Origin of the sequence: Actinomadura sp. 6N118, from assembly GCF_044326415.1 — a bacterium.
Classification (GTDB): Bacteria; Actinomycetota; Actinomycetes; order Streptosporangiales; family Streptosporangiaceae; genus Spirillospora.
This window is the reverse complement of sequence record NZ_JBIRAZ010000021.1, coordinates 11,521-33,994: the sequence shown is the minus strand read 5'-3', so window position 1 is coordinate 33,994 and position 22,474 is coordinate 11,521. Positions and strand designations below refer to the sequence as shown.

20 protein-coding genes and 1 pseudogene are annotated in these 22,474 nt (G+C 68.3%); 12 read left to right on the top strand and 9 right to left on the bottom strand.

Annotation, left to right across the window (positions count from 1 at the left end):
* Positions 1-9: 9 nt before the first annotated feature.
* From ACH34W_RS40760 to ACH34W_RS40735, 6 genes and pseudogenes are all read left to right on the top strand, one after another.
* Complete coding sequence (locus tag ACH34W_RS40760; protein ID WP_395966735.1) at positions 10-945, top strand: ABC transporter ATP-binding protein; 936 nt, start codon at positions 10-12, stop codon at positions 943-945.
* Positions 942-2,474, top strand: a complete 1,533-nt coding sequence (locus ACH34W_RS40755) for an ABC transporter permease subunit (protein WP_395966552.1) — start codon at positions 942-944, stop codon at positions 2,472-2,474. Before ACH34W_RS40760 ends, ACH34W_RS40755 begins: the two co-directional genes overlap by 4 nt.
* Positions 2,471-3,229 (top strand): ABC transporter permease, encoded by a 759-nt coding sequence (locus tag ACH34W_RS40750; protein ID WP_395966551.1) that lies wholly within the window; start codon positions 2,471-2,473, stop codon positions 3,227-3,229. The genes ACH34W_RS40755 and ACH34W_RS40750 overlap by 4 nt, the downstream gene beginning before the upstream one ends.
* 116 nt (positions 3,230-3,345) lie before the next feature.
* Positions 3,346-5,142 (top strand): annotated as a pseudogene (locus tag ACH34W_RS40745) (IS5 family transposase); the annotation flags it as partial.
* Positions 5,143-5,603: 461 nt separating this feature from the next.
* Complete coding sequence (locus ACH34W_RS40740; RefSeq protein ID WP_395966550.1) at positions 5,604-5,864, top strand: DUF1772 domain-containing protein; 261 nt, start codon at positions 5,604-5,606, stop codon at positions 5,862-5,864.
* Between the two features lie 103 nt (positions 5,865-5,967).
* Positions 5,968-6,441: an NUDIX hydrolase gene (locus tag ACH34W_RS40735; protein WP_395966549.1), complete on the top strand. Its 474-nt coding sequence runs from the start codon at positions 5,968-5,970 to the stop codon at positions 6,439-6,441.
* A 454-nt stretch (positions 6,442-6,895) separates the two neighbouring features.
* On the opposite strand, the gene ACH34W_RS40730 is transcribed toward ACH34W_RS40735, so the two are convergent.
* Complete coding sequence (locus ACH34W_RS40730; protein WP_395966548.1) at positions 6,896-7,345, bottom strand: MarR family winged helix-turn-helix transcriptional regulator; 450 nt, start codon at positions 7,343-7,345, stop codon at positions 6,896-6,898.
* Between the two features lie 250 nt (positions 7,346-7,595).
* On the opposite strand from ACH34W_RS40730, the gene ACH34W_RS40725 reads away from it, so the two are divergent.
* Both ACH34W_RS40725 and ACH34W_RS40720 read left to right on the top strand, forming a co-directional pair.
* On the top strand, positions 7,596-8,243 hold the full coding sequence (locus ACH34W_RS40725) for a nitroreductase family protein (RefSeq protein ID WP_395966547.1): 648 nt from the start codon (positions 7,596-7,598) through the stop codon (positions 8,241-8,243).
* Positions 8,244-8,322: 79 nt separating this feature from the next.
* Positions 8,323-9,180 carry a hypothetical protein gene (locus ACH34W_RS40720; protein ID WP_395966546.1) on the top strand — a complete coding sequence of 286 codons (858 nt, stop codon included), beginning with the start codon at positions 8,323-8,325 and terminating at the stop codon, positions 9,178-9,180.
* A gap of 50 nt (positions 9,181-9,230) precedes the next feature.
* Here ACH34W_RS40720 and ACH34W_RS40715 read toward each other — a convergent pair whose 3' ends face one another.
* The 3 genes from ACH34W_RS40715 to ACH34W_RS40705 all read right to left on the bottom strand — a co-directional run bounded on the left by ACH34W_RS40715 (position 9,231) and on the right by ACH34W_RS40705 (position 11,658).
* Entirely contained in the window at positions 9,231-10,280 is a 1,050-nt protein-coding gene (locus tag ACH34W_RS40715) for a hypothetical protein (RefSeq protein WP_395966545.1), read from the bottom strand.
* Positions 10,277-10,654, bottom strand: a complete 378-nt coding sequence (locus ACH34W_RS40710) for a PadR family transcriptional regulator (RefSeq protein WP_395966544.1) — start codon at positions 10,652-10,654, stop codon at positions 10,277-10,279. The genes ACH34W_RS40715 and ACH34W_RS40710 overlap by 4 nt, the downstream gene beginning before the upstream one ends.
* Positions 10,655-10,893: 239 nt before the next feature.
* Entirely contained in the window at positions 10,894-11,658 is a 765-nt protein-coding gene (locus tag ACH34W_RS40705) for an MBL fold metallo-hydrolase (protein ID WP_395966543.1), read from the bottom strand.
* A 90-nt stretch (positions 11,659-11,748) separates the two neighbouring features.
* Between ACH34W_RS40705 and ACH34W_RS40700 the strand changes: the two genes are divergently transcribed.
* Positions 11,749-12,336 carry a CGNR zinc finger domain-containing protein gene (locus tag ACH34W_RS40700; protein ID WP_395966542.1) on the top strand — a complete coding sequence of 196 codons (588 nt, stop codon included), beginning with the start codon at positions 11,749-11,751 and terminating at the stop codon, positions 12,334-12,336.
* 67 nt (positions 12,337-12,403) lie between these two features.
* Here ACH34W_RS40700 and ACH34W_RS40695 read toward each other — a convergent pair whose 3' ends face one another.
* A complete protein-coding gene (locus ACH34W_RS40695) occupies positions 12,404-15,670 on the bottom strand; it encodes a S8 family serine peptidase (RefSeq protein ID WP_395966541.1) in 3,267 nt (1,088 codons plus the stop codon).
* A gap of 338 nt (positions 15,671-16,008) precedes the next feature.
* Here ACH34W_RS40695 and ACH34W_RS40690 point away from each other — a divergent pair, with 338 nt between their 5' ends.
* From ACH34W_RS40690 to ACH34W_RS40680, 3 genes are all read left to right on the top strand, one after another.
* Positions 16,009-16,464, top strand: a complete 456-nt coding sequence (locus ACH34W_RS40690) for an SRPBCC domain-containing protein (RefSeq protein WP_395966540.1) — start codon at positions 16,009-16,011, stop codon at positions 16,462-16,464.
* The gene (locus ACH34W_RS40685; protein ID WP_395966539.1) at positions 16,461-16,808 is read left to right on the top strand and encodes an ArsR/SmtB family transcription factor; all 348 of its coding nucleotides are present in this window, start codon (positions 16,461-16,463) and stop codon (positions 16,806-16,808) included. Before ACH34W_RS40690 ends, ACH34W_RS40685 begins: the two co-directional genes overlap by 4 nt.
* A gap of 182 nt (positions 16,809-16,990) precedes the next feature.
* The gene (locus tag ACH34W_RS40680; RefSeq protein WP_395966538.1) at positions 16,991-18,403 is read left to right on the top strand and encodes an MFS transporter; all 1,413 of its coding nucleotides are present in this window, start codon (positions 16,991-16,993) and stop codon (positions 18,401-18,403) included.
* Between the two features lie 141 nt (positions 18,404-18,544).
* On the opposite strand, the gene ACH34W_RS40675 is transcribed toward ACH34W_RS40680, so the two are convergent.
* The 4 genes from ACH34W_RS40675 to ACH34W_RS40660 all read right to left on the bottom strand — a co-directional run bounded on the left by ACH34W_RS40675 (position 18,545) and on the right by ACH34W_RS40660 (position 22,142).
* Positions 18,545-18,931 carry a DoxX family protein gene (locus tag ACH34W_RS40675; protein WP_395966537.1) on the bottom strand — a complete coding sequence of 129 codons (387 nt, stop codon included), beginning with the start codon at positions 18,929-18,931 and terminating at the stop codon, positions 18,545-18,547.
* Positions 18,932-19,096: 165 nt separating this feature from the next.
* Positions 19,097-19,846 carry an SDR family NAD(P)-dependent oxidoreductase gene (locus ACH34W_RS40670; RefSeq protein ID WP_395966536.1) on the bottom strand — a complete coding sequence of 250 codons (750 nt, stop codon included), beginning with the start codon at positions 19,844-19,846 and terminating at the stop codon, positions 19,097-19,099.
* A 96-nt stretch (positions 19,847-19,942) separates the two neighbouring features.
* Positions 19,943-20,428: a carboxymuconolactone decarboxylase family protein gene (locus tag ACH34W_RS40665; protein WP_395966535.1), complete on the bottom strand. Its 486-nt coding sequence runs from the start codon at positions 20,426-20,428 to the stop codon at positions 19,943-19,945.
* 151 nt (positions 20,429-20,579) lie between these two features.
* Positions 20,580-22,142, bottom strand: a complete 1,563-nt coding sequence (locus tag ACH34W_RS40660; protein ID WP_395966534.1) for an MFS transporter — start codon at positions 22,140-22,142, stop codon at positions 20,580-20,582.
* Between the last annotated feature and the right edge of the window lie 332 nt (positions 22,143-22,474).

The window sequence follows — 22,474 nt, the reverse complement described above, 5'->3', positions numbered from 1 at the left end:
CTCACCCCGATGAGCGCCGCAGAGATTGTCGTCGCCGGGCTTCGTAAGCGATACGGGGCGACACGAGCCCTCGACGGCATGACGTTCACCGTCCGTCCGGGGCGGGTGACCGGCTTCGTGGGGCCGAACGGGGCCGGGAAGTCCACCACGATGCGGGTGATCCTCGGCCTTGACGCGGTCGATGCGGGCACCGCGCTGATCGAGGGGAAGCCGTACCACAGCCTTCGGCATCCGCTGCGCCACGTCGGTTCCCTGCTGGACGCGGCGGCGCTGCACCCCAGCCGGAGCGCTCGTGACCACTTGCTCTGGCTGGCGCATTCACAAGGCCTCTCCGCGCGCCGGGCGGACCAGGTGATCGAGCAGGTCGGCCTGACCTCGGCGGCCCGGCGCAAGGCCGGCGGTTACTCGCTCGGCATGCGGCAGCGGCTCGGGATCGCCGCGGCCCTGCTGGGTGACCCGCCGATCATCATGCTCGATGAGCCGTTCAACGGTATGGATCCCGACGGCATCATCTGGATGCGCGGCTTCTTGCGTTCGCTGGCCGCCGATGGCCGCGCGGTCCTGGTGTCCAGCCACCTGATGAGCGAGGTGCAGGACACCGCCGATCATCTCGTCGTGGTCGGGCGCGGCAGGGCCATCGCCGACGCCGGCGTGGCCGAACTGCTCGCGGCCGCCTCCGGGAACCGGGTGGCCGTGCGTACCACCGCCCGGCCGGACGCGATGGCGGTGCTCGGGCGTGCGGGCGCTGCCGTGGCGGCTACCGGCCGGGACACCGTTACTGTCTCCGGCCTGCCGACAGGTCGCGTCGTGGCGTTGCTCAACCAGAGCGCGGTCCCGTTCTCGGAGGTATCAGCGCACCGCGCCACGCTGGAGCAGGTCTACATGGAGCTCACTCACGACGCGGCTGAATTCCGCGCCGCGACGCCCACGGAGGTACCACGGTGACCGCCCCTACCGTTACGCCTTACCGGCCCAGGGAACGGGTCGGGCGGTACGGCTTCCTGCAGGTGCTGTACGCGGAGTGGACCAAGTTCCGGACGGTCCGGGGTTGGGTGACCGGCATGCTGGCGGCGGCGCTGATGGTGGTGCTGTTCGCCCTGCTCGTCGGGCTCAGCGGCAACCAGGCGGGCTCACCACCCGTTCCGATCGGACCGGACGGTGGGCCGGTCACCGACAGCTTCTACTTCGTGCACCAGCCGCTCGCCGGGAACGGCAGCATCACCGTCTCCGTCTCCGCGCTCAAGAGCAGCATCCCCAAGGGCCCCGGTGACCTGCGGCCCGGCACCGTGCCGTGGGCGAAGGCCGGGCTCATCATCAAGCAGAACACCCGCCAGGGATCACCCTACGCGGCGATCATGGCCACCGGCAGCCACGGCGTGCGGATGCAGGACGGCTACGTCAACGACACGGCCGGCCCCCTCGGTCCGGTCTCCGCCGAGTCCCCGCGCTGGCTGCGGCTGGACCGTTCGGGCGACACGATCACCGGCCATGCCTCCACCGACGGCTCGAACTGGACCAAGGTGGGCACCACGCAGGTGAACGGGCTCGGATCGACCGCGCAGGTCGGGCTGTTCGTCGCGTCTCCGCCTGCCGTGGGCGGCGGGGGTACGGCCGGCAGTGTGTCCACGGCCACCTTCGGGGATCTTCGTACCCAGGGCGGCTGGGCCGGTGGCAACTGGACAGGCGGTCAGGTGGGAGCCGAATCCTCCAGTTTCGCCGGCTACCCGGAGAACGGCTCGGGTTCGTTCACGGGATCTGGCGGTGGCTTCACGGTGACCGGTGCCGGCGACATAGCGCCCGCTGTCCGCGACAGCCTGCCGACCGGCGGCCACCTCCGGGACATCCTCACCGGTACGTTCGGCGCGCTGATCGCAGTGATCGTCGTGGGCGCCCTGTTCATCACCGCGGAGTACCGGAACAAGATGATCCACCTCACCCTGGCCGCGAGTCCGAGGCGGAGCCGCGTGCTGGTGGCCAAGGCGATCGTGTTGTGGACCGTCACCTTCGTCGCCGGGTTGGTGGGGGCGATCTCCGCGGCTCCGCTCGGCGAACGGCTCGCCCGGGCCAACGGCGTCTACATCTTCCCGGTGACGCCATCAACCGAACTACGTGTGGCGCTAGGGACCGCCGCGCTTCTCGCGACCGCCTCGATCCTGGCCCTCTCCGTCGGCGCCATCTTCCGGCACAGTGCGGGCGCTGTCACCACCGTCATCGTGGCCATCGTTCTGCCCTACATCCTGATCGCCATCCCGTTCATCCCCGCGAGCGTGTCAAAGGGACTGGCCACGGTGACACCGGGCGCGGCCTTCGCCGTCCAGCAGACGCTTGTGGAGTACGACCAGGTCGCAAGCAACTACACGCCGTACTACGGCTACTACCCGCTGGGGCCATGGGCCGGTCTCGCCGTGCTGGCCGGCTACGCGGTGGCAAGCCTGGCCGTGGCCGCCGTCCTTCTCAACAGGAGGGACGCATGAGACTGGCATTGCACGCGGAATGGACGAAGATGCGGACCGTCGCCAGTGCTCTGTGGCTGCTGCTCGGTACCGTCGCGGCGATGGTGGCCCTGAGCGCCGTGGCGGCCTCGGTGGTGAACTGCACGGCCAGTGGCTGCGGCGGTGACACGACCAAGCTCAGCCTTATGGGCGTCTACATCGGCCAGGCGCTGGTCGCCATCCTCGCAGTGCTGATCATCAGCGGCGAGTACAGCTCGGGCATGATCCGCACCACCCTGACGGCGATGCCGCGGCGAGCCACCGCCTTCACGGCCAAGGCGATCACTCTCACCGGTGTCGTGGCCGTCAGCGGAACGGTCGCCGTCCTCGGCTCGGTGCTCGCCGGGCGGCTCATCCTGCCCGACCTCGGCGACCAGGCCCTGTCCTTGTCCGACGGGCGAACGCTGCGCGCGGTCTTCGGGACGGTCCTCTATCTGATTCTGATCGGCCTTCTGAGTCTCGGTATCGCGACCGCCGTACGGGACTCCGCCACCAGCATCGGGATCGTCCTCGGCCTGCTCTACATTGTCCCCATCATCACCCAGACCATCAGCGATCCGGACTGGCAGCGCCTGCTCGGAAAGATCGCGCCGATGAGCGCCGGGCTCACCATCCAGGCCACCACCGATCTCGGCAACCTGCCCATAAGCCCGTGGGCCGGCCTCGGAGTAACCGCCGGATGGGCCACCGCCGCGCTCCTGGCCGGCGGCCTACTACTACGCACCCGCGACGCTTAGAGCACTCCTACATCAGGCAGCGCTCCAGGTTGATGCGTGACACGCCCTCACAAGATCCAGCCCATCACCCGTAGACGTGGCCGGAACATCCACGCTCCTGAGCCGGCTGCGCCTGGCGGCAGCTGCCCACCGACTTCCCGCCCTGGCAGACGGTGTACTGGTACTTCGTGCGCTGGAAGAAGCAGCGGGTCACGCTGCGAATGCTGGACGCGTCCCGGCAGCAGGTCCGCCGGGCCGAGGGCCGTGACGCCGACCCCAGCGCGGGCATCATCGACTCCCAGAGTGTGAAGGCGGCCGACACCGTGAGCCGCGGCACGCGAGGGTACGACGCGGGCAAGAAGGTGGCCGGTCGCAAGCGCTTCATCGTCACCGACACCCTCGGCCTGCCCATCACGGTGACGGTGTGCGCCGCGAGCGTCCAGGACCGCGACGGCGCCAAGAGTGCACTGCTGGGGCTGTATCTGACCTCGCCCACCTGACGTTTCGTGTTCGCCGACGCCGGCTTCGCCGGACGGCTGCTGGGCTGGGCGGCCGACACGCTGCGCACCACGATCGACATCGTCCGCAAGCCCGCAGATCAGAAGGGGTTCGCCGTACTGCCGCGCCGCTGGGCGGTGGAGCGCACGCTGGCCTGGCTGACGGCACACCGGCGGCTGGCCCGCGACTACGAACGCGACCCCGCCACCAGCGAAGCCATGATCCGATGGGCCGCCATCGGCCTCATGACCCGCCGCCTCGCCCGCGGTGGACGGTCCGCCACCCGTCGAGGACCGCGCCCCCTCGAATACGAACAACAAGATCGGTCTCAAACGCGCTCAGCCGCCGATAAACCTGACGCGGGACGATACCGTTTGGATGTGATCGAACCGCCTTCCTTCGAACTGTTCGACGACCTGCTTGGCTGCCGCACTGACGATCCGCGGCTAACCGAGTTGCATCGGACTTACGACCTCGGGCCGCCTCCGACATTCTCCGATAGGGATGGCTGGGACGGCGTGGGCTTCGATGAGTGGTCGCTCGCTTACCAGGCAACCGTGCGGGTCCCCGGCTGTTATCCCTCGATCCGAGTCCGTGGTCGTGGTGCTGTGCTCGGCTATCTCACCAACGTATACGTCCAAGACGGCTACACGCGGCCAGTTCGAGACGGCCTCACCACTGCACTGCCCGAGCAGGAGGCTCGCACGCGGGCGCTGGAAAGCAGGGTTGAAGAGTATGGAAACATAGTCCACGTCCTGCACCGCGATGAGCGAAGCATACTTGAGGTGCGCTATTTTGCCGACGGCCGTTTCATCTGGTACCTGCTTTCGCTCAACGAAATGGCCGAGGACGACCCTGAGTTGCTGCGAGCTGCGGAACAGGCCATCGCGACCGCGCCAACGCCCCGGATGATCCCGCCCTTGGCGGAACCGGATGTCAACGAGCCCTTTCCTGCCGCCTTGCAGGCGCTGAACGCCCACCAGCGCGCCTCCGGGTTCGGCGAAATCGACTTCGAGTTGTACGACCGCTTCGAGTCCGGCGGGCCGACGGCGTGGACCGGCAATCCCACAGCCGAGCGAGAGCTCCGCGTGTTCGGCATGGACGGCCACGGCGGTCTGGTCGCTTTCTGGCTGGTCCACGAAGGACGTCCGGTTGAGCAGCAGCCGGTCATCTTCCTTGAAAGCGAAGGCGACGTCGGCCCGGTTGCCACGGACCTGTGCGACCTGATTTACCTGCTCGCTGCCGGCATCGGGCCCTACGAGGCCGTGATGTACGGCGCGTCCTATAAGGGCGCCGACCCACAGCCCACGATCGCCCAGATCGCAGAGACACATCTTGGCCGACGTGAGGGGCGCACCCTCAACGCGATCCTCACTGACGTGGAGAATGAATACTCCGACATCAAGGATCGTGTCGACACAATCGGCCAGCAATGAGCCGCCTGCCATTCGAACTGCCTAACTTCGCACTGCGTGGCCGCGTGGGGACAAAAGTCACTCTCCGGTAGAGCACCAGACTCAGCGCATAATCACCGGTTGATCGCACGGGTGTTCCGCTTACACCACGGCACACCGTTCGACAACCCTCCGGGGCGCGGCACCACGGAGAATGTGTCACCACTCCCATCATCCGACTCGGAATCAACTTCTCAACCAGTTCAGGCAGGTGCGCCTGTCCGACGACGAGACGCTCGTGGAGGTTTCGCCCAAGCTAATGACGCACCTGGCGAGAACGTCCGGTACCTCCCGCGCGCATAAACAACCGATATCGACTTTTCCAGAAGAGGATTGTTGGCTCCTGGACGAGGATCACCTCATCCTCAGCCTCTTTCAGCCTGACTGTGGCGCGGGCGGGTTCGCCGTGGAGACCGACCCAAGCATGGTCGCTCGACCTGGCGGTGTCGACGCACGGAACACCGCGTCTGCTGGCCGGTGCGGCCAGCGGGCTGGCGGTGGTGTCGTTCCTGGTCACCCGGTTCGGCAACGTCCCGATCAACCAGAAGATCAAGGTTTGGGCGGTCACTGCGCCCCCGCCCGACCACGCCGAGATCCTCCAGCGGTGGGAGGCCTTCAACATCGTCCGCACCGTCACCGCGCTTGTGGCGTTCCTGCTCATCATCACGCTCGTCCTGCGTTCCCCCCGAGGAGTTGATCATTGATGCGTCCTGGCCGGACCACGACGTTCTGGACAGCCCTGGCCCTCACCATGGCCGCTACGCCGAGCGCGCATGCCGCGTTCCGGAGGTATGGGGAGATACGGGGATGAGCTTCCGGCTGGCGGCGTATGCAGTGTGCATCGAGGACGGGCGCGTGCTGCTCGCCCGTCACATACCACCGAAGGGCGAGACCAATTGGACACTTCCGGGCGGCAGGGTCGAGCACGCGGAGGATCCGTTCGACGCGGTGATCCGGGAGGTCGCTGAGGAGACCGGCTGCGACGCGGTGGTCGAACGCCTGCTGGGCGTGGACTCAAGGGTCATCCCTGCGGCTGAGCGCGCCATCCCCGGCGGACCCGAGCACCAGAATGTCGGCATCTTCTACCAGGTCCGCATCACTGGCGGGCAACTTCGAGCTGAGCCGAACGGCGAAACCGCTGAGCCGACCTGGACTCCGATCCCCGACGTCGCTCACCTGCGCCGGTCATCGCTGGTCGACATCGGCCTCACCCTGTGGCAGACGCTCCCGGCAACCGGCCATGTCGCTCCGGTCCCGGTCGGTGGCCTGATCCAGCACTGAGGTCACCACACCATCTACCTGGCCCGCTTGACCGTCATCTGGCTCACACGATCGGCAGGACAGGCTTCACGTCCAGGACACATATCGAGTTGTGATCAACGGGCGCGGGTGAGGTCCTTGATCCAGATCAACGCCATGGTTGAGGAGCCGATCTGCCGTCATTGCCGGAAGCCCATCACCTACGGTCCTGGCTGGTGGGAGCACGTCGGCGGAACGGTGGCCTGCAACCCTCACCAGGCGACGTCTCCGCCCCGAGGGACCAACGCCGCCCCGCTGGTCGAGGCCGTCAACGCCCCAGCGCCGGAAACACAAGCCTCCCCAGAGGCGGTCGGCCCGTGGTTTGGGAACCGGCCTGCGGCCTCATGATCCCGGCTGATCACGCCTAACGACTCGCGGCGTGCAGCAGTCGACGACGCAAGTCGGCAGGTGCCCTCCGCCGCCGCTCGGCCTTGGATCAAAGTTCCAGGAGCTTGTTGACGAGCGCGGCCAGTTGGGCGCGTTCGCTGGTGGTGAGGGGGGCGAAGGTCTCGTCCAAGTAGGACGAGACGGTGCTTTCGGCCTCGGCGAGGCGTTCGCGGCCCTCGTCGGTGATGGTGACGGCGTAAGAGCGGCGGTCGTCGGGGTTGCGTTCGCGGCGTACGAATCCCGACTGCTCCAGGTCGTCGCACACGTTCACCATCACGCTGCGGTCGATGCGCAGCTCCTCGCTGAGCACCTGCTGGGAGCAGGGGCCGACGGCGTCGAGCATCTTCAGCACCAGATGCTGACCGACGCCGAGGCCGTGCTGGGTGGCGTGGGCGTCGGCGGCCCGAGCCAGGTACGCCGAGGCCCGGCACATCGCGATGTCTGGGCGTTCGGCCGCGAGCGCCGGGAAGTACGCCGGGCGGACGGTCTTGGACGGCATGGGTCTCCTGCTCAGTCGACCTGCCCGAGGTTATCAGAACCTTCTTTGAGAAGATTGTTTGACAGCAGATCATTGGCAGTCATACGGTTCCAATCGTCTGCTCACAGATAATCTTTCCAAAGATGGAGTCTTGTGGTGATGCCGCTGGCTTACATCGGCGTGGCGGCGGGCTTCCGGGGCCCTCTCGCTGCTCCGGCCTCCGCGTCCCCGCCGAGCCGACGACCTCCACCCGAGCCTGAGGAGCATCACGATGACCCTTGACCTCACCCCCGACGAACTGCTGTCCACCACGCGAGCCGTCCGCAAGCGGCTCGACCTCGACCGACCCGTTCCGCGCAGACTCATCGAGGAGTGCGTCGACCTGGCCACTCAGGCACCCACTGGGCGCAACCGGCAGCGCTGGCACTTCATCGTGGTCACTGAGCCCGCCCTGCGCCGCAAGGTCGGCGGCATCTTCCGCCGCGCGCTCGCCGCCGCCGAGGGCCAGCCGCTGAACGAGGACGACATCCGCCGCATGAACCACGCTCCGCGCTCCACCCAGGGCGTGTTCGACGGTCTGCAGCATCTGACCGACAACATCCACCGCGTCCCGGCGTTCGTCATCCCCGCCATCGAAGGGCGCACCGACCGCGCCTCGGCGGCCCTGCAATCCGGAACATGGGGTTCCATCCTTCCCGCGACATGGAGCTTCATGCTCGCCGCGCGCGCCCGCGGCCTCGGCACAACATGGACCACCGCCCAAGGACCGCTGGAACGCGAGCTCTCCACCACGCTCGGCGTTCCCTACAACGAGGTCATGCTCGCCGCGTTCATCCCGCTCGCCCATACGATCGGCACCGACTTCAAGCCCGCGCCCCGCATCCCACGCGACCAGGTCCTCCACTGGGACCGGTGGTAAAGGCGACAGTGGAAGGTTCCCGATCGCTGTCGTAGTTTCGCCTGTGGCGGGGTATTCGCCCGGGACGAAGGAGCGGTCCTTGGTCAAAGCGGAAGAGGGAACGATCGAGGTCGCGCCCGTATTGGCTGGCAGCTACGTAGTCACGGTACGGCCCGACGAGGGTCAGACATGGGGCACCGAACGGGTGCCCGGTACCGACGACGAACGCGAGCGCTGGGTGGCCGCCCGCCGGCAACTCGAAGAGGACCTCGCACACGCTGACGCCGCATTGAACCGTCCGTTCGATCGGCCTTGGTGGCGGCGCGGTCGGCGGCTTGCGGAAGTCCGCTGGCTGCCTGGGTATCGGGCTGAGCTAGAGGCACGGGCCAACGAACGTGCGGCGCTCCAGGATCAGGCCTGGGAGCGGTACCAGCCGGTGCGGGAGGAGATCCTCGCTCGGGTAGCAGGGGTCCGCGCCGTCCGGGAACGTGCCGCGGCGATGGCCCGGGAGCGGCAGGAGCGGCTCACCGCCATCGCCCACCGCCAGGTGTGGGGCTGGGTGCGGAAAGGACGAACCGTCGCCCGGTTGTTCCGGTACGACGTACCAGGGGCCCGGACGCTGCGGAAGAACGACAAGGCCCACGGGCCGTCGCGCCTGGATGTGCTCGGCGATGAACTGTACGAGTGGGGGATCACGACGGTGCGCTGGAACGCCGCTACGAAACGGGCGGTGGGTGCTGACTGCGCTGCGGCAGGTCATCCGCTCACGTTCACCGAATGGTGGGCGGCCGTCGGTCCGTGGGAGCAGCCGAACCGGGGGCCCACTGCCTGGTGCACGAACCGGCGGTTCCCGGTGCCGACCCGCCGCAGCCGCGAACGCCTCGAACAGCGCGAACGAGGGACCGGCCACCACAGCAGCTATGGCGTTGGCGACTCCGGCGGGTTTGGAAGCTTCTAACGTCTCCGGACGACAGCGGCCCGCGGCGGCGAAGACCTGCCCGTCGGCGATCAGGCCGGGGTTTGTCCGCGGTTGCGTGTCCGGCTTCTGGAGGGGAGTTCCACGAGATGGACGCAGAGCATGACCAGGGCAAAACCGATCAGGCTCTCCGCCAACAGGCCGGAGAGGAACGGGTAGTCGCCGAATGGCTCGATGTCGGAAAGTCCGACGATGAGGGGTGCGCCGGCAAGCGCCAGCAGGGCGCAGGCCCGGCGGCCCTGATGGGTGCGCGACAGTGCGGCGGTGATGAACACAGCGACCGCGAGGACGGTGGCCAGTGTCAGGCTCTTCCACTCTTGCGAGAACGCGGTCAACGTGTCGACGTCGTCGAATCTCAACGGGCCGAGGTCTCCTTGGTAGATCAGAGTGAAAAGGGGCGACGAGGTGAGCGCGATGAGGAGGGTCGCCATGGCCGCCGTGGCGGCGAGGCGGCGGCGGCCCAGCAGGCGGGCCCCGTGGCGCAGGCCGGGGGAGGCGATCAGGGACGCGGTGGCCAGCAGCGCCAGCGGCAGCGGGACGCCCGCCAGTGAGGCCGCGAGCGTGGCCCACGGAAGGTGCGAAAACCCAGTCCCGTAGAGCGCGAGGACGATCTGGGCGGCGGTCACCGCGCAGGCGGCGAGCGCGGCGGGGCGGCGTGAGCCGCGCCAGGCCAGGAACGCGATGGCGGCCCACGCCAGCCAGTACGGGCCGGTGCCGAAGTAGGCGGCCAGCGTCTGAGGCAAGGAGTCGCCGTCCTTCAGGTCCTCTGCGACGACCACTGCCAATTTCGGTGCGTTGAGGGCGAACCGCACACCGTCGGCCAGCAACATCAGCGTCGCCAGGAATCCGGTGATGGCGAGCGCTCCTGGCCAGGCCGACCCGGTGTCGCCGCCGGTGGCGTGACGCAGCCTGATCCGGATGGCCCCGTAGAGCAGGTCAGCGGTGTCGGCGACCGAGGGCCGGGTCTGTCCGGGGCGCACCGCCGACAGCAGGACGTCCAGCATTTCTTGCTCGTGCGCCGCGCGGTGGTCGGCTGGATACCAGGCCAGTAGGCGGCGGTAACGATCCTCGATCGTGCTCAACGAAGTCCCCTCGGGAAGTGGGCGGCGAACGCCGGGACGGTGCCGCCGCCCCGGCGCGGGAAGGCGGCCAGGCGGCGGGCAGCGGCCTCCGTACGGCGGCGCAACGCGTCGACCTCGGCGGCGAGCGCGGCGGCGCCGTCCTCGGTGAGCCGGTAGTAGCGGCGCAGCCGGCCGTCCACGACCTCCTCGCGGTCGGGGGCGATCAGCCCTTCGGCCTCCAGCCGGTCCAGCGCGGCGTACAGCGTGCCGGCACGCAGCCGGGTCCGGCCGGCAGAGATCTGTTCGACATCGGAGATGATCCCGTACCCGTGCTGCGCGCCGTCCGCCAGCGCGGTCAGGATCAGGAAGGTCGGCTCCTGCATCGTCTTGCTCATGCCATCTTTATATACAGATCATCTATGCATGCGCAAGATCGGCTGGAAGCCTTCCGTCAGTTGTGACACAGGCGCTTGCGCTCCGGCGCTCGCGACTGTGGCCGGGTGCGTTATCCCTGTGGCCGGGCGCGTTGTCCCGTTCTCAGCGTGGGAGCCAGCGCCTGCGGCATGTTTGGCAGTCAGCGCCCGTCAGCCCAGGTCTAGACGGCCAACCAGCCGGTCAGCCCGGGTCTAGCCGGTCAGCCCAGGTCTAGGCGGTCAATCAGGCCGGCGTCGGCGAAGGCGGCCACCAGCTCGTCGCGGCCCTCGGTGAAGTGGGCCCAGCTGTCGTAATGGACGGGAACCACCCGGCGAGCGCCCAGGATGCGGGCGGCTTCGGCGGCCTGGACGCTGTCAATGACGAGCAGCGAGCCGTCCCACAGGACGGGGATGCGGGGAGCTCCGGCGAAGAGGATGGCGGTGTCCACCGGTCCGAAGCGTTCGGCGATCTCCTTGACCGCGTCGAGCGAGGCGTTGTCGCCGCTGACGTAGACCGTGGGCAGGCCCTCCCCGGTCAGGACGAATCCGACGACCTGGCCGGTGATCGGTTCGACCTCCTCGCGCTTGCCGGGCCCGTGGACGGCGGGCACGCCCGTCACGGTGATCGTGCCGCCACCCGGCCGGTCCAGATCAATCGACTCCCAGTCGGCCAGCCCCACGGCCCCCAGACGCTCCCCGCCGCCGGGTGTGGTGAGGGTGAGGGGAACGTCGGCGAGCAGGGCTCGGCCGGAGTTGTCGAGGTTGTCGGGGTGTTCGTCGTGGGAGAGCAGGACCACGTCGATGCGGCCGAGGTCGTCGGGGCTGCCAGAAGGCGGCGCGGTCTTGGTCAGGATCTTGCGGCCGTTCTCCTCGTAATCGCCCGGAGCGTCGAAGGTCGGGTCGGTGATGAACCTCAGCCCGCCATATTCGAAGAGGGCGGTCGGGCCGCCGAAGACGCGGACCGGGAACTGCTCAGCAGAAGCCACAACAAATCTCCTCACGGATGAAGGCATGTCTATCCGTGAAGTGACCGTAGTTGTTTCTCACGGATGAGCGCAACCCGTACCATGAGAGTCATGACCGCCGAGCCTGTGTTGCCGCCCGCACCGGGGGCGGACGAGTACGTCGCCCTCGACTTCGTCAACAGCGCCATCGCATTGCCCGGTGGGCAGTTCATCGACCTCCTCGGCACTCCCAAGGGGACGAACGAGTGGCTCGCGGAACGCGGGCTCGCCCCAGCCGACGCCGGACTGCAGGAGATGTGCACGACGCAGTTGCGCTCACTGCGCGAACACCTCCGGGCATTGTTCGCCGCACGCGTTGCCGGGATTCCCGCCCTGCCCGGGGCTCTGGCCGCCGTCAACGACGCGCTGCGCAGGGTCCCCACGGCCGCCCTGCTCCAGTGGGACGAGAAGGAGGGCCCCTACCGCGCGGCCCCGCATCCCATCAACGAGGTCATGGACCACGCTTTGGCCACCCTCGCAGCGAACGCGGCCGACCTCCTCACGCACCCCGACGCGGAGCGCCTCACCGCCTGCGGTTCCACCCCCTGCAACCGCTACCTGCTACGCCACGGCCGCCGCCATTGGTGCTCCACCCGCTGCGGCGACCGCGCGCGCGCCGCCCGCGCCTATGCCCGACGCACCCAGCCGCAGGCGGATTGACCCACGGCTGTCCGGCGTGGTGGAGGCCGAAGAGCGTCCCGAAGGGTTCTCCGGCCCCCACCTCTGATCAGGACCGGGCGCCGACCGCGTATGCGTCGAGGACGGTCTGGGTGACCGACGAGCCGGCCGGGCCCGTCGCCACGGCGCGCAGGGACACCGTTCCCGCCGGTGCGCCGGCAACGGTCATCGTCCAGCGGTCACCGGCCCGCTTCACTGGGACCCTCCGCCAGGTGCGGCCCCGGTCGAAGGACGCCTCCACGGTCATGCCCTTGGTGGCGGATCCGTCATTGCTCTCCGCCCATAGCGAGACGACGGTCGGCCTGCCCGCGGCCGCCCGGTTGAGATTGTCGAGTCCCTGTGGCGCGAAATGAACGACGCGCAGGGGCAACGGCTTGACCCCCTTCGTGCGCCCGGACCGGAACCTCCAAACGGCTGTGACCTTGGTGGACAGTTTCGCGCCGGATTCGCTCCGTTTGGCGTCGGCGGTGAGTTCGTATTCGGCAGCACCCGCCGGAACGGCGGCGGTCAGGTCGTAGGACTCGAACGAGGCTTTCTTGATGACCTTCCCGCCCGACCTCAGTACGAGGCTTCCTTGGGCAGGGCCATCTCCAAAGGCCCCGTGGCCCGACTCGCTGAAGAAGCCGCCCGGCGAGTAGTGAATGACGTCACCGGTGCGTATGGCGCGCTGCTCCGGCTCGAACCCGACCGGAAGCGGCTCTTTCAGCGCCGGGCCGACGACGGCCGATCCGAACGTCACCCGGTGGGCCGCGCCCGCGAAGGTCAGGGGGGCGTAATTCACGAACATTCCCTCTTGCTCCAAAATGGAATGCCACCGGAAAAGGGGATTGCGCGTGAGGCGAAGCGTAGTTGTGCCCGGGGCGTTCACCCGGTCCCCCGTGATCCACGGAGAGGTGATCTCGGGGAAGGCCGCACCGACATAGAGGTCCGAGCGCGACGGGGCCCCGAGCCCGCGCACGGTGGCCTGGACCGTCGTCATGTCGGCGACACGGGCCTTGTACGACGGGTCCTTCGGAAACTCACCGCGCCGGTAGTCGTAGACCTCGTACCGGTACGGCCCGGGGACATCCGGCGTCGCGCCTTTCTTCCGCCAACTGGTGTGGACGTAGTAGGCGAGGCCACGCTGCTTGACGGGCAGAACGTAGCGGTGGGACGGGGGGCAGTTGGTCTCCGGGTTCCATTCGTACTGAACGGCGCCGTTGACGTATCCGAAACCGAAGTCGTAGACCTCCTGCATTTCGACCGAGGGATCGTCGATCGACACGCTGACGGATTTTTTGGCGGCGCGTGAATCCACCACCACGGAACGGTCTTTGGTCAATGCGACAGGCGTGTGCGCGAGCGTGCTGTCGGAGCATCCATCGGGCTTGGTCGCCGTCGCGATCGTGCCGAAGAGGTTGTAGCGGCCCGCCGGGAAACGGTACTTCGTGGTCCCGTCGGTGAAGACGAACTCGTTGAACAAGGAATTCTGGTCATGCAGGACGAGCAGTTCACCGGCGTCCTTGCCATCGTGGTCGATGGCCTTGAAAGTGACATTGTGGGCCTTCGGTTCGAGAAAGGCTCCGATCACCGTGCGGACCACCGTGGTGCCCGAGGTCGCGACGACCGTGCCGCTGTGGGCGCCCTGCGGCGCGCCCGGCCCGCCGATGGCGATCCGCACGGCGGCCCTGCCCTTGGCGGGCACGGTCACGGTTGAGCCGTCCAGGCGGAACACCTTCTTGGGCGCGTCCACCCGCAACGCCAGCCTCACCGGCTTGGCGCCCGAGTTCTCGTAGGTGATCGTGCGGTGGGTGGTCTTGGCGTGCGGATACCGCTGGATCTCCAGCAGCGTGCCCTCGGTGCTCACCACGGACTGGCCGACGGCCCGGGCGACGTCGAGGCGTCCGGCGCCCTGGCGGTAGGCCGACGCTCCCTTGGTGGGCTTGGCCGCGTTCATGAGCGCCGCCTTGAGCCGCGCCGCCGGCCACTTGGGGTGCCGCGCGGCCAGGATCGCCGCCGCACCCGCGACATGCGGCGCCGCCATGGAGGTACCCGACGCCCTCGCGTAGTTCTCGTCGTAGGGCTGGTCGACTTGGGTGTTCTTGGCCCGGGCAGCGACGATGCCCACGCCGGGGGCGGTGATGTCGGGCTTCACCCCGTAGTCGCCCAGCCGTGGCCCCTCGGCGGAGAACTCGGCGAGCGAGTCGTTCCTGCCCACCGCGCCCACGGTGAGCGCGGAGTCCGCGCTGCCCGGACTGCCCAGGGTGTGCTGGCCCGGGCCGTCGTTGCCCGCGCTGACGACGAACAGCGTCCCGGTACGGGCCGTGAGCGTGTTGACCGCCTGCTCCAGCGGGTCGATGCCCTGGATGTCCCTACCGCCCAGGCTCATGTTGACGACTTTGGCCTTCACCTGGGTGGCCGCCCACTCCATTCCGGCGAGGACCCACGAGTCGTAGCCGCTCCCGTCGTCGTCGAGGACCTTGCCCGCCGCGATCCTCGCGCCGGGCGCCACCCCGCGGAACCGGCCCTTTGAGGCCGCTCCCGATCCCGCCACGGTGGACGCCACATGGGTGCCGTGGCCGTTCCTGTCCTGCACGTCCTTTGCGCCCTGGCCAGTGAAGCCCCGTGACTGGGCGACGACGGCCTTGAGGTCGGGATGGCCCGCGTCGTACCCGGTGTCCAGGACGGCGACGGTGCTGCCCTTGCCGTCCCACCCTCGCTTCCACGCGGCGGGGGCGCCGATTTGCTTGACGCTCTTGTCGAGTCGCGCCTGGCGCCTGCCGTCGAGCCAGACCCGGGCGACCGCGCCGCTGGAGCGCAGGCCGTTCGCCGTGAGCGAGGCCCAGGCCGTTCCGGCGTTCTTCTTCTCCACATGCAGGGCATCCATGCCGAGCGCCGGCAGTGCGACGGTCTTGGTGGTCCCCGCGACCGCCATGCGTCCCTTGCCCCGCTGCACGATCATCGGGATGTCGCCGCGGCGTGAGTCACCGTATCCCTCGCCGCTCAGCAAGCCGACGTCGAAGAACCGCCGGTCGATCCTGCCCTGCCCGACCAGCGGCGCCGCGTCGGAGGGAATGACGTAGCGGTGCCCGCCTACCGTGAGCCGCTGGAACGTCGTTCTCTCACGTCCCTTGCCGGGCCGGACGCCCAGCACGACGGCCGCCGAGCCTTTCCCCCGCACCCGTACGACGTCGCCGGTCACGAGCGTCACCTCGCCGACGCCCCCCACCCCGGCCCGCGCGGCCTGCTGCCGCCCCACCGCCGAGGCCGGAACGTGGGTTGCGGCACCAGCCAGCACAGTGACGGCCACAGCCGACACCGTTCTTTTCCATCTCATCTCACTCCGTGGGTAGCAACGAAGATCCGTCGCCACCTCTTGCCCGAAGCCGCTCACCCGGTTGCGAGCCCCGGAACCCCCACAGCCACGGCGAGTCACCACGAATCGTGGGCAGCGTCGTGGGACAGCGGTCCGCAGGCCGTGGCATGGGGTGAATCGTGGTTGACCGCGCAGAGGTGGCACTTGCAGGAGCTGCAGTGCGGCCCGCTGCGACAACCGCCTCATTCTTCATCGGTCGATCATCGCCGCCCTCCCCAGGTGCAACCAGTGGGTTGCACTTGGGGAACCATTGTGCAACTCTGAGGTTGCGCCAAAAGTCACAACGAAGGAGTCAGCTCATGAACGCCGACCGCATTGAACGTGAGACCCTGATCGAGGCCTCCCTGGAGCGGGTGTGGTCGCTGGTGGCCGTTCCCGGGTTCTGGGTCTCCGAGGAGTCGATGCTTGCCGAGGGCGAGGCCAGGGAGGGAGAGACGATGGTCGCGACCAATCCCGAATACGGCGACTTCCCGGTACGGGTGGAGAAGGTCCAGCCGCCGACGTACCTCGCGTACCGCTGGGCGAGCACGGTCCGCGAAGAAGGAAAGCAGGAACTGCGCGAGGACAACAGCACCCTCGTGGAGTTCACCCTCACCGCCGAGGGTGACAAGACGCGGCTCCGCGTGGTCGAGAGCGGGTTCGCGACGCTGGCAGCCTCCGCCGAAGTGCGCGCCCAGGGGGTCAAGGACAACACCAGCGGCTGGTGCCAGGTGTTCGAGGCGGTCAAGAAGCACGCCGAGGAGTCGTCCGTGTGACCGACGAACACGGCGCCGTCGAGGTCGACGACGTCCTCGCCGCGATGGCAGACCCGACGCGGCGCCGGCTGCTCGACGTGCTCTCCGCACAAGGTGAGGCCTCGGCGACGACGCTCGCCGAACGCCTCCCCGTCTCGCGGCAGGCGATCGTCAAACACCTCGGCGTGCTGGAAGCCGCCGGGCTGGTCTGCGGCCGCCGCGTCGGACGCGAGGTGCGGTACACAGTCCGGCCCGCAGCGCTGACCGCGACGGCTCAGTGGATGACTGCGCTCGCGACCGACTGGGATCGCCGGCTGGCCAGGATCAAGCGTCTCGCCGAGGCCGCAGAGCGAGACTCGCGCTAATACTCCAGCTTTTCCGGCGCCTTCGTACCAGGGATGCGTTCAGCCTGCCCTGACGGCGGCGGCGTCGCCCGCTCCGGTCGGGAGTGTGATTCAGCCTGCCCTCAAACCGGATGCCGGAGCGTTCCGCCCCGGCATCCGTTAGGCATCACCGGGTTCTTGCCGAAGGGAACCGTCTCGTGGTTATGGAAACGTCCTCTCCGCCATCCCTTGACCGCCGACAGCTGTTGATCCTGCTCCTCCTGCTTGGTGCCGGGTTCATGTTGTCGGTCGACTTCTCCATCCTGAACGTCGCGCTCCCCGAGGTCGGCGCGGGCGTCGGGCTGGAGGACACCGGGCTCGCCTGGATCGCCTCCGCCTACGCGCTGCCCGCGGCCGGCTTCACCCTGGTGTTCGGCCGGATGGCCGACCTGTTCGGTCGCCGACGGCTGTTCCTGTCCGGCATGGTGGTGCTGACCGGGGCCTCGCTGCTCGGCGGTTTTGCGTCCAATCCCGAGATGCTCCTGACCGCCCGGGCCCTGCAGGGGCTGGCCACCGCGATGACCATTCCGGCGAGCCTGTCGCTCCTCACCACCACGTTCGCCGAAGGTGCCATGCGCGAGCGCGTCCTGGGCCTGAACGGCGCGCTGCTCTCTGGCGGCTTCACCGTCGGCGCGCTGATCGGCGGCGCCCTGGTCGGGTTGCTCAGCTGGCGCGCCGCGTTCTTCATCAACGTCCCCGTCGCCGTCATGATCCTGCTGCTCACGCCCGCCCTGATCAGCGAGAGCAGGACGCCCGACCGGGTGAGGCTGGACCTGCCCGGAGCGGTGACCGTCACCGGCGGCCTGCTGGCGGCCAACTACGCGATCATCGAGAGGAATCCCATCGCGGCCGTCGTGGGCGTGCTGCTGCTGGCCGCGTTCTGGATGATCGAACTGCGCTCCGCGGCACCCCTGGCTCCGCTGCGCATCCTCAAGCGCCCCACCGTGAAGTGGGGCAACTACGCCGGGCTCGTGATCTTCACGATGGAGCCCGCCATGATCTTCCTGACCACGCTGTACCTCCAGCGGACGCTGGATCTCTCACCGCTGGCCACCGGCCTGATCCTGGGCGTCCCGGGCCTGGCGGCGGTGGCCGCCGGGGTCATCGCCGGGCGTCTCATCGGACGCTTCAGCAGCCGAACGGTCCTGGTCGCGGGCGTGGCCGTGCAAGGCCTGGCGACCGTTCCCCTGGTGTTCCTCGGCACCGGCCGCATCTCCCTGGCGATCCTGATCCCCGCGCTGTTCGTCGGGTTCTTCGGGCACGTCACCGCGATCGTGGCCTTCACCGTTACCGGGACCTCGGGACTGCCGAACGATGAGCAGGGCCTGGCCACGGGCCTGACCTCGATGACCCAGCAAGTGGCCATCACCGTCGGCATCCCGATCCTGAGCGCCGTCGCCGCCACGCAGAGCGCCGAGCTGACCGGTCTCCACCTGGCACTGACCGTCAACGTGGTCGTGACACTCGCGAGCGCACTCCTCATCTGGCTAGGCCTGCGTTCACAAGGCGAGCAACCCGTAACGGTGACGCCCGTACACCTGCCGAACGAAACCGACGAACAGCTGACCGCACCGTAACCGCCACCCGTTGAGAATGGTGCCACCGTCAACGGCGGTGCCCTGACCACCGCGGTCGACTGGTACAAGAAGTGGCTGGCGTATAACGTGACCGCTGTCCACAGGCTGGCGTGCTCTCCCAGGAGTTCTTATCGGGGCTGCTCAGCCGACGAAGGACTCGGCACCGAAGAAGCGGCCCCACGCCACGAAGGCGGCCAGAGCGAGATAGACCCCGTCGCCCACGGCCGTTGCCCTCTCGCCACGACGGAGGCGTGTGATGATCGCGCCAACGAACAGCAGCACCGCCCCTGTGGCAGCCAACGGAACGAGAACCGGCGCGATGTCGAGCACGGCGGGCAGGATCAGTCCCACCGCGGCCAGGAGCTCGAGGCCTGCGATGATCTTGAGAGCGCCAGGGCTGAAGTCTTCGACCCATCGGCTTGCGGCGCTCAAGCCGGCCATCGTCTCCTTGGGCACGAACAGCTTGGCGCTGCTGACCAGGAAGGCCACGGCCAGCAATCCGGCAACGATCCACAGTGCGACATTCATGCGGTTTTCCTGGTGTCCAGAGTGGTTGGTTGTTGATCGGGTGAGCGGTTGACGATCGGTTGCGCCAGTTCGTTGTTGGGTGCCGGGGGCTTGGGGTGGCTTCGAGATGTGGCACGTGGGCCCCGCGGTCTTCGGTGTCGACCGCGGGGGTGGTTGCGTGTGCGGTTACCAGGGAACGGGGCCGAGGCGATCGATGAAGGTCGCGGTCGGTCCGTCGGCGTCGATGGTCGCGAGCTCGATGATCGGATCCGAGCCCTCGGTGACCGTCAGCTGGCCGGTGTGATGGTTGATGTCGGTGGCGGTGTACTTGTGGTTGGCGACTTCTCCGGGTGTGAGGAGGTTGAATTTGATCTCCGGGAGGGCTTTGGCGTACCTGATGGTGATCATGTTCAGTGCTGCTTTGGAGGAGCTGTAGGCGAGCTCGTGGAATTTGGCGGGGGGCTGCGTGGGGTCGGTCGCGATCGTCATGGATCCGATGGCGCTGGACACCATCACCACGCGCGGGTTGTCGGCCACCCGGAGCAGGGGAAGGAACGCGTTGGTGACCCTGATCGGCCCGTAGACGTTGGTGTTGTAGACGGAGTGAACTTCCTCGACTGTTACCTCCGCGGGGGCGACGATGTTGCCAGAGGCGCCTGCGTTGTTGACGAGTACGTCCAGCCGGTCGGTGTGCTGGCGGACGAGGCCTACGGCGTCGGCCACGGACTGGTCCGAGGTCACGTCCAGCGGGATCACGGTCACGTTGACGCCGCGGGCGGTCAGCTGGTCGGCGGCTGTTCGTCCTCGTCCAGGGTCACGTGAGCCGAGAAAGATCGTCCAGCCTTGTTCTCCGAGCCGGCGGGCGGTCTCCAGGCCGAGTCCCTTGTTGCCTCCGGTGATCAGCGCCGAGGTCGGCTCCGGGCGGGTCGTGGTCATGTGGTTCTCCTATGTGGTGGTTCCAGCTCGTCACACCAAGGTGCGCAGCCGGGTTCGGATCGAAGGGGTTCGGATCGGCAGGTGCTGGTCTGCCGGTCAGTTCGCCAGGCCGGCGAACTGACCGGGCTGGTAGGAGCCGCCCGGGTTGCGCACGATCACGTTGAGCCGGTTGTTGGCGTTGATCATGGCGATCAGGGAGACCAGCGCGGCGGTCTGGTCGTCGTCGTAGTGCTCGCGTACCTGGGCCCAGGTCTGATCCGACACGCCGTGGTGGGTGTCGGCGAGCCGGGTGCCCTCCTCGGTGAGCGCCAGCGCGGCCCGTTCGGCGTCGGTGAACACGGTGGATTCGCGCCAGGCGGCGACCAGGTTGATGCGGACCGCGGTTTCGCCGGCGGCAGCGGTGTCCTTGGTGTGGATGTCGACGCAGAGGCCGCAGCCGTTGATCTGGCTGGCGCGCAGCATCACCAGGTCCTGGGTGGCCTGGGGCAGCGGCGACTGCTGGATGACCAGGCCGACGTTGTAGATCCGCTTGGCGATCTGGGCGCCGAGCTGATTGGCCATCAGGTCGAAACGGGACTCCATGACTTGCTCCTCACTCGCGGCACCGGTCAGGATCGGGTGCCGTGCGGATCGTCGTTGGGCGGGCTGGTAGGTGCCGACGCGCTGCAGGTAGATCGGGGGTGTCGAACCGGGCCCGGGCAGGACGCCGCGACTCGGCCAGCCACGTATGCGGTCATAGGGCGGCGACGGTCTCGGGTGCCTGGTCCGATGCAGGCTCTGCCTCGTCCGACGCAGGCGCGGGGGTGGCGTTCTTCGGGCCGCGGAGGGCGATGTAGACGAACAGCACACCCATGACGGCGACGCCTACCCACATGGACTGCTGCCATCCGTCGATGTAGGACTGCTGTGCGGCGTGGATCAGGTTCTGTGCGTGTGGGCCGGCGCTGCCCGAGGCCTGGAGTGCGTTGGCGATGCCGTCCCGTGCGGTGTCCGCGGTCCCCTTGGGGATGCCATCCAGCCTGTCGTCGATGGTGTTGCGGTAGCCGGCCGTCAGGATTGCGCCGAGCATGGCGACGCCGAGTGCGGTGCCGAATTCGCGGGTGACGTCGTTGAGGGCGGAGGCGACGCCTTGCTTCTCGCGCGGCAGGGAGCCGGTGATGGCCTCGGTGGAGGGCACCATGGACAGGCCCATGCCGATGCCCATGACAATGATGCCGGGCAGGATCGACAGGTAGCCGCCGTCGACGGAGACGAACAGGGCCATGAGCGCCAGGCTGACGCCCGTCAGCGCGATTCCCACGGCCATGGTCGGGCGGGCGCCGATCCGCGCGGCCATCGTGGGGGCCAGGTTGGAGGACAGAATCATCGCGACGGCCAGGGGCATCAGCGCCGCCGCGGACAGCAGCCCCGACCAGCCGAGCACGGCCTGCAGGAACGGGAAGAGGACCACTTGGATACCCGCCTGGACACCGAAGACCACGACCAGCGTGATCGAGCCGCCGGACAGGCCGCGCTCACGGAACAGGCGTACGTCCAGCAGCGCGGCGTCCCGGCGGTGCAGCTCCCAGGACACGAAACCGGCCGTGGCGATGAGGCCGACGGCGAGGCCGATCAGCGTTACGGGTGCGGTCCAGCCGCGCTCGGGTCCCTCCTGCAGGACGAAGACGAGGCCGGCAACGGCGACGGTGGATGCCAGTGCGCCGACGGTGTCGAACGCGTGGGCGGAGCGCTCGCGGGAGTTGGGAACCGACTTCAGCGTCAGGGCCAGAGCCACGACGACCAGGGCTACGGGCAGGACGAACAGCCAGCGCCAGTCGGCGACGTCGACGAGAAGGGCGGACAGGAACATGCCCAGGACGCCGCCGCCGCCGGCGACGCCGGTCCACACGCCGATCGCCTTGCCGCGCTGCTCCTCGGGGAAGGTGGAGGTGATGACGGCCAAGGTGATGGGCATGATCATTGCTGCGCCGACACCGCCGGCCAAACGCGCGGCAAGCATCACCTCAGCATTCGGGGCTACGGCCGCCGCAATGCTCGCGACGCCGAAGACGGCCAGCCCGGCGATCAGCATGGGCTTGCGGCCCAAGCGGTCACCGATCGCGCCGAGCGGCAGCAACAGCGCGGCCAGGGCGAGGGTGTAGATGTTGATGATCCACAGGACCGTGTCCTGCGAGGCGTCGAACTCGACGGCCATCTCCGTCTGGGCGACGATCAGCCCGGCCACTGACGCGATGACGGCCATCAGCGCCATCGAGACGGCGATCAGGATTGCGCGCAGCTGACGCGCATCCGGCACGCCACCGCCGCTCCCGTCAGCGGATACCGCCTGTGCAGCATTCGTACTCATGGATTCCTCTCAAAAGGGCATGCAGAATCAGCGCCGGAGCAGGACCGGTCGCGAGAGTGAGTGGGAGGTGGGCCCGTCCGCCGCGCGCAGCGCTTGGCACGGTGGCGCGGTGGCGCGGTGGCGCGGTGAGCCAAGTGCGGCCCGGACGTCAGGTAATGGTGGCGCCCTGGAGATCCCCAGGTTCCGCTGGAGCAACGGCAGCGCGATGTTCACGAGGGTGGCGTCGAGAACGATCATGAGCTGCGCCAACCCGGTGAAGAACAGCGCGGCGCATCGGCGCG

Excerpts from the sequence above, each read along its gene's own strand:
- ACH34W_RS40760 (WP_395966735.1), top strand. The coding sequence starts at position 10 with ATGAGCGCCGCAGAGATTGTCGTCGCCGGGCTTCGTAAGCGATACGGG.
- ACH34W_RS40750 (WP_395966551.1), top strand. The coding sequence starts at position 2,471 with ATGAGACTGGCATTGCACGCGGAATGGACGAAGATGCGGACCGTCGCC.
- ACH34W_RS40735 (WP_395966549.1), top strand. The coding sequence starts at position 5,968 with ATGAGCTTCCGGCTGGCGGCGTATGCAGTGTGCATCGAGGACGGGCGC.
- ACH34W_RS40730 (WP_395966548.1), bottom strand. The coding sequence starts at position 7,345 with ATGCCGTCCAAGACCGTCCGCCCGGCGTACTTCCCGGCGCTCGCGGCC.
- ACH34W_RS40725 (WP_395966547.1), top strand. The coding sequence starts at position 7,596 with ATGACCCTTGACCTCACCCCCGACGAACTGCTGTCCACCACGCGAGCC.
- ACH34W_RS40710 (WP_395966544.1), bottom strand. The coding sequence starts at position 10,654 with ATGAGCAAGACGATGCAGGAGCCGACCTTCCTGATCCTGACCGCGCTG.
- ACH34W_RS40700 (WP_395966542.1), top strand. The coding sequence starts at position 11,749 with ATGACCGCCGAGCCTGTGTTGCCGCCCGCACCGGGGGCGGACGAGTAC.
- ACH34W_RS40695 (WP_395966541.1), bottom strand. The coding sequence starts at position 15,670 with ATGAGATGGAAAAGAACGGTGTCGGCTGTGGCCGTCACTGTGCTGGCT.
- ACH34W_RS40690 (WP_395966540.1), top strand. The coding sequence starts at position 16,009 with ATGAACGCCGACCGCATTGAACGTGAGACCCTGATCGAGGCCTCCCTG.
- ACH34W_RS40680 (WP_395966538.1), top strand. The coding sequence starts at position 16,991 with ATGGAAACGTCCTCTCCGCCATCCCTTGACCGCCGACAGCTGTTGATC.
- ACH34W_RS40675 (WP_395966537.1), bottom strand. The coding sequence starts at position 18,931 with ATGAATGTCGCACTGTGGATCGTTGCCGGATTGCTGGCCGTGGCCTTC.
- ACH34W_RS40670 (WP_395966536.1), bottom strand. The coding sequence starts at position 19,846 with ATGACCACGACCCGCCCGGAGCCGACCTCGGCGCTGATCACCGGAGGC.
- ACH34W_RS40665 (WP_395966535.1), bottom strand. The coding sequence starts at position 20,428 with ATGGAGTCCCGTTTCGACCTGATGGCCAATCAGCTCGGCGCCCAGATC.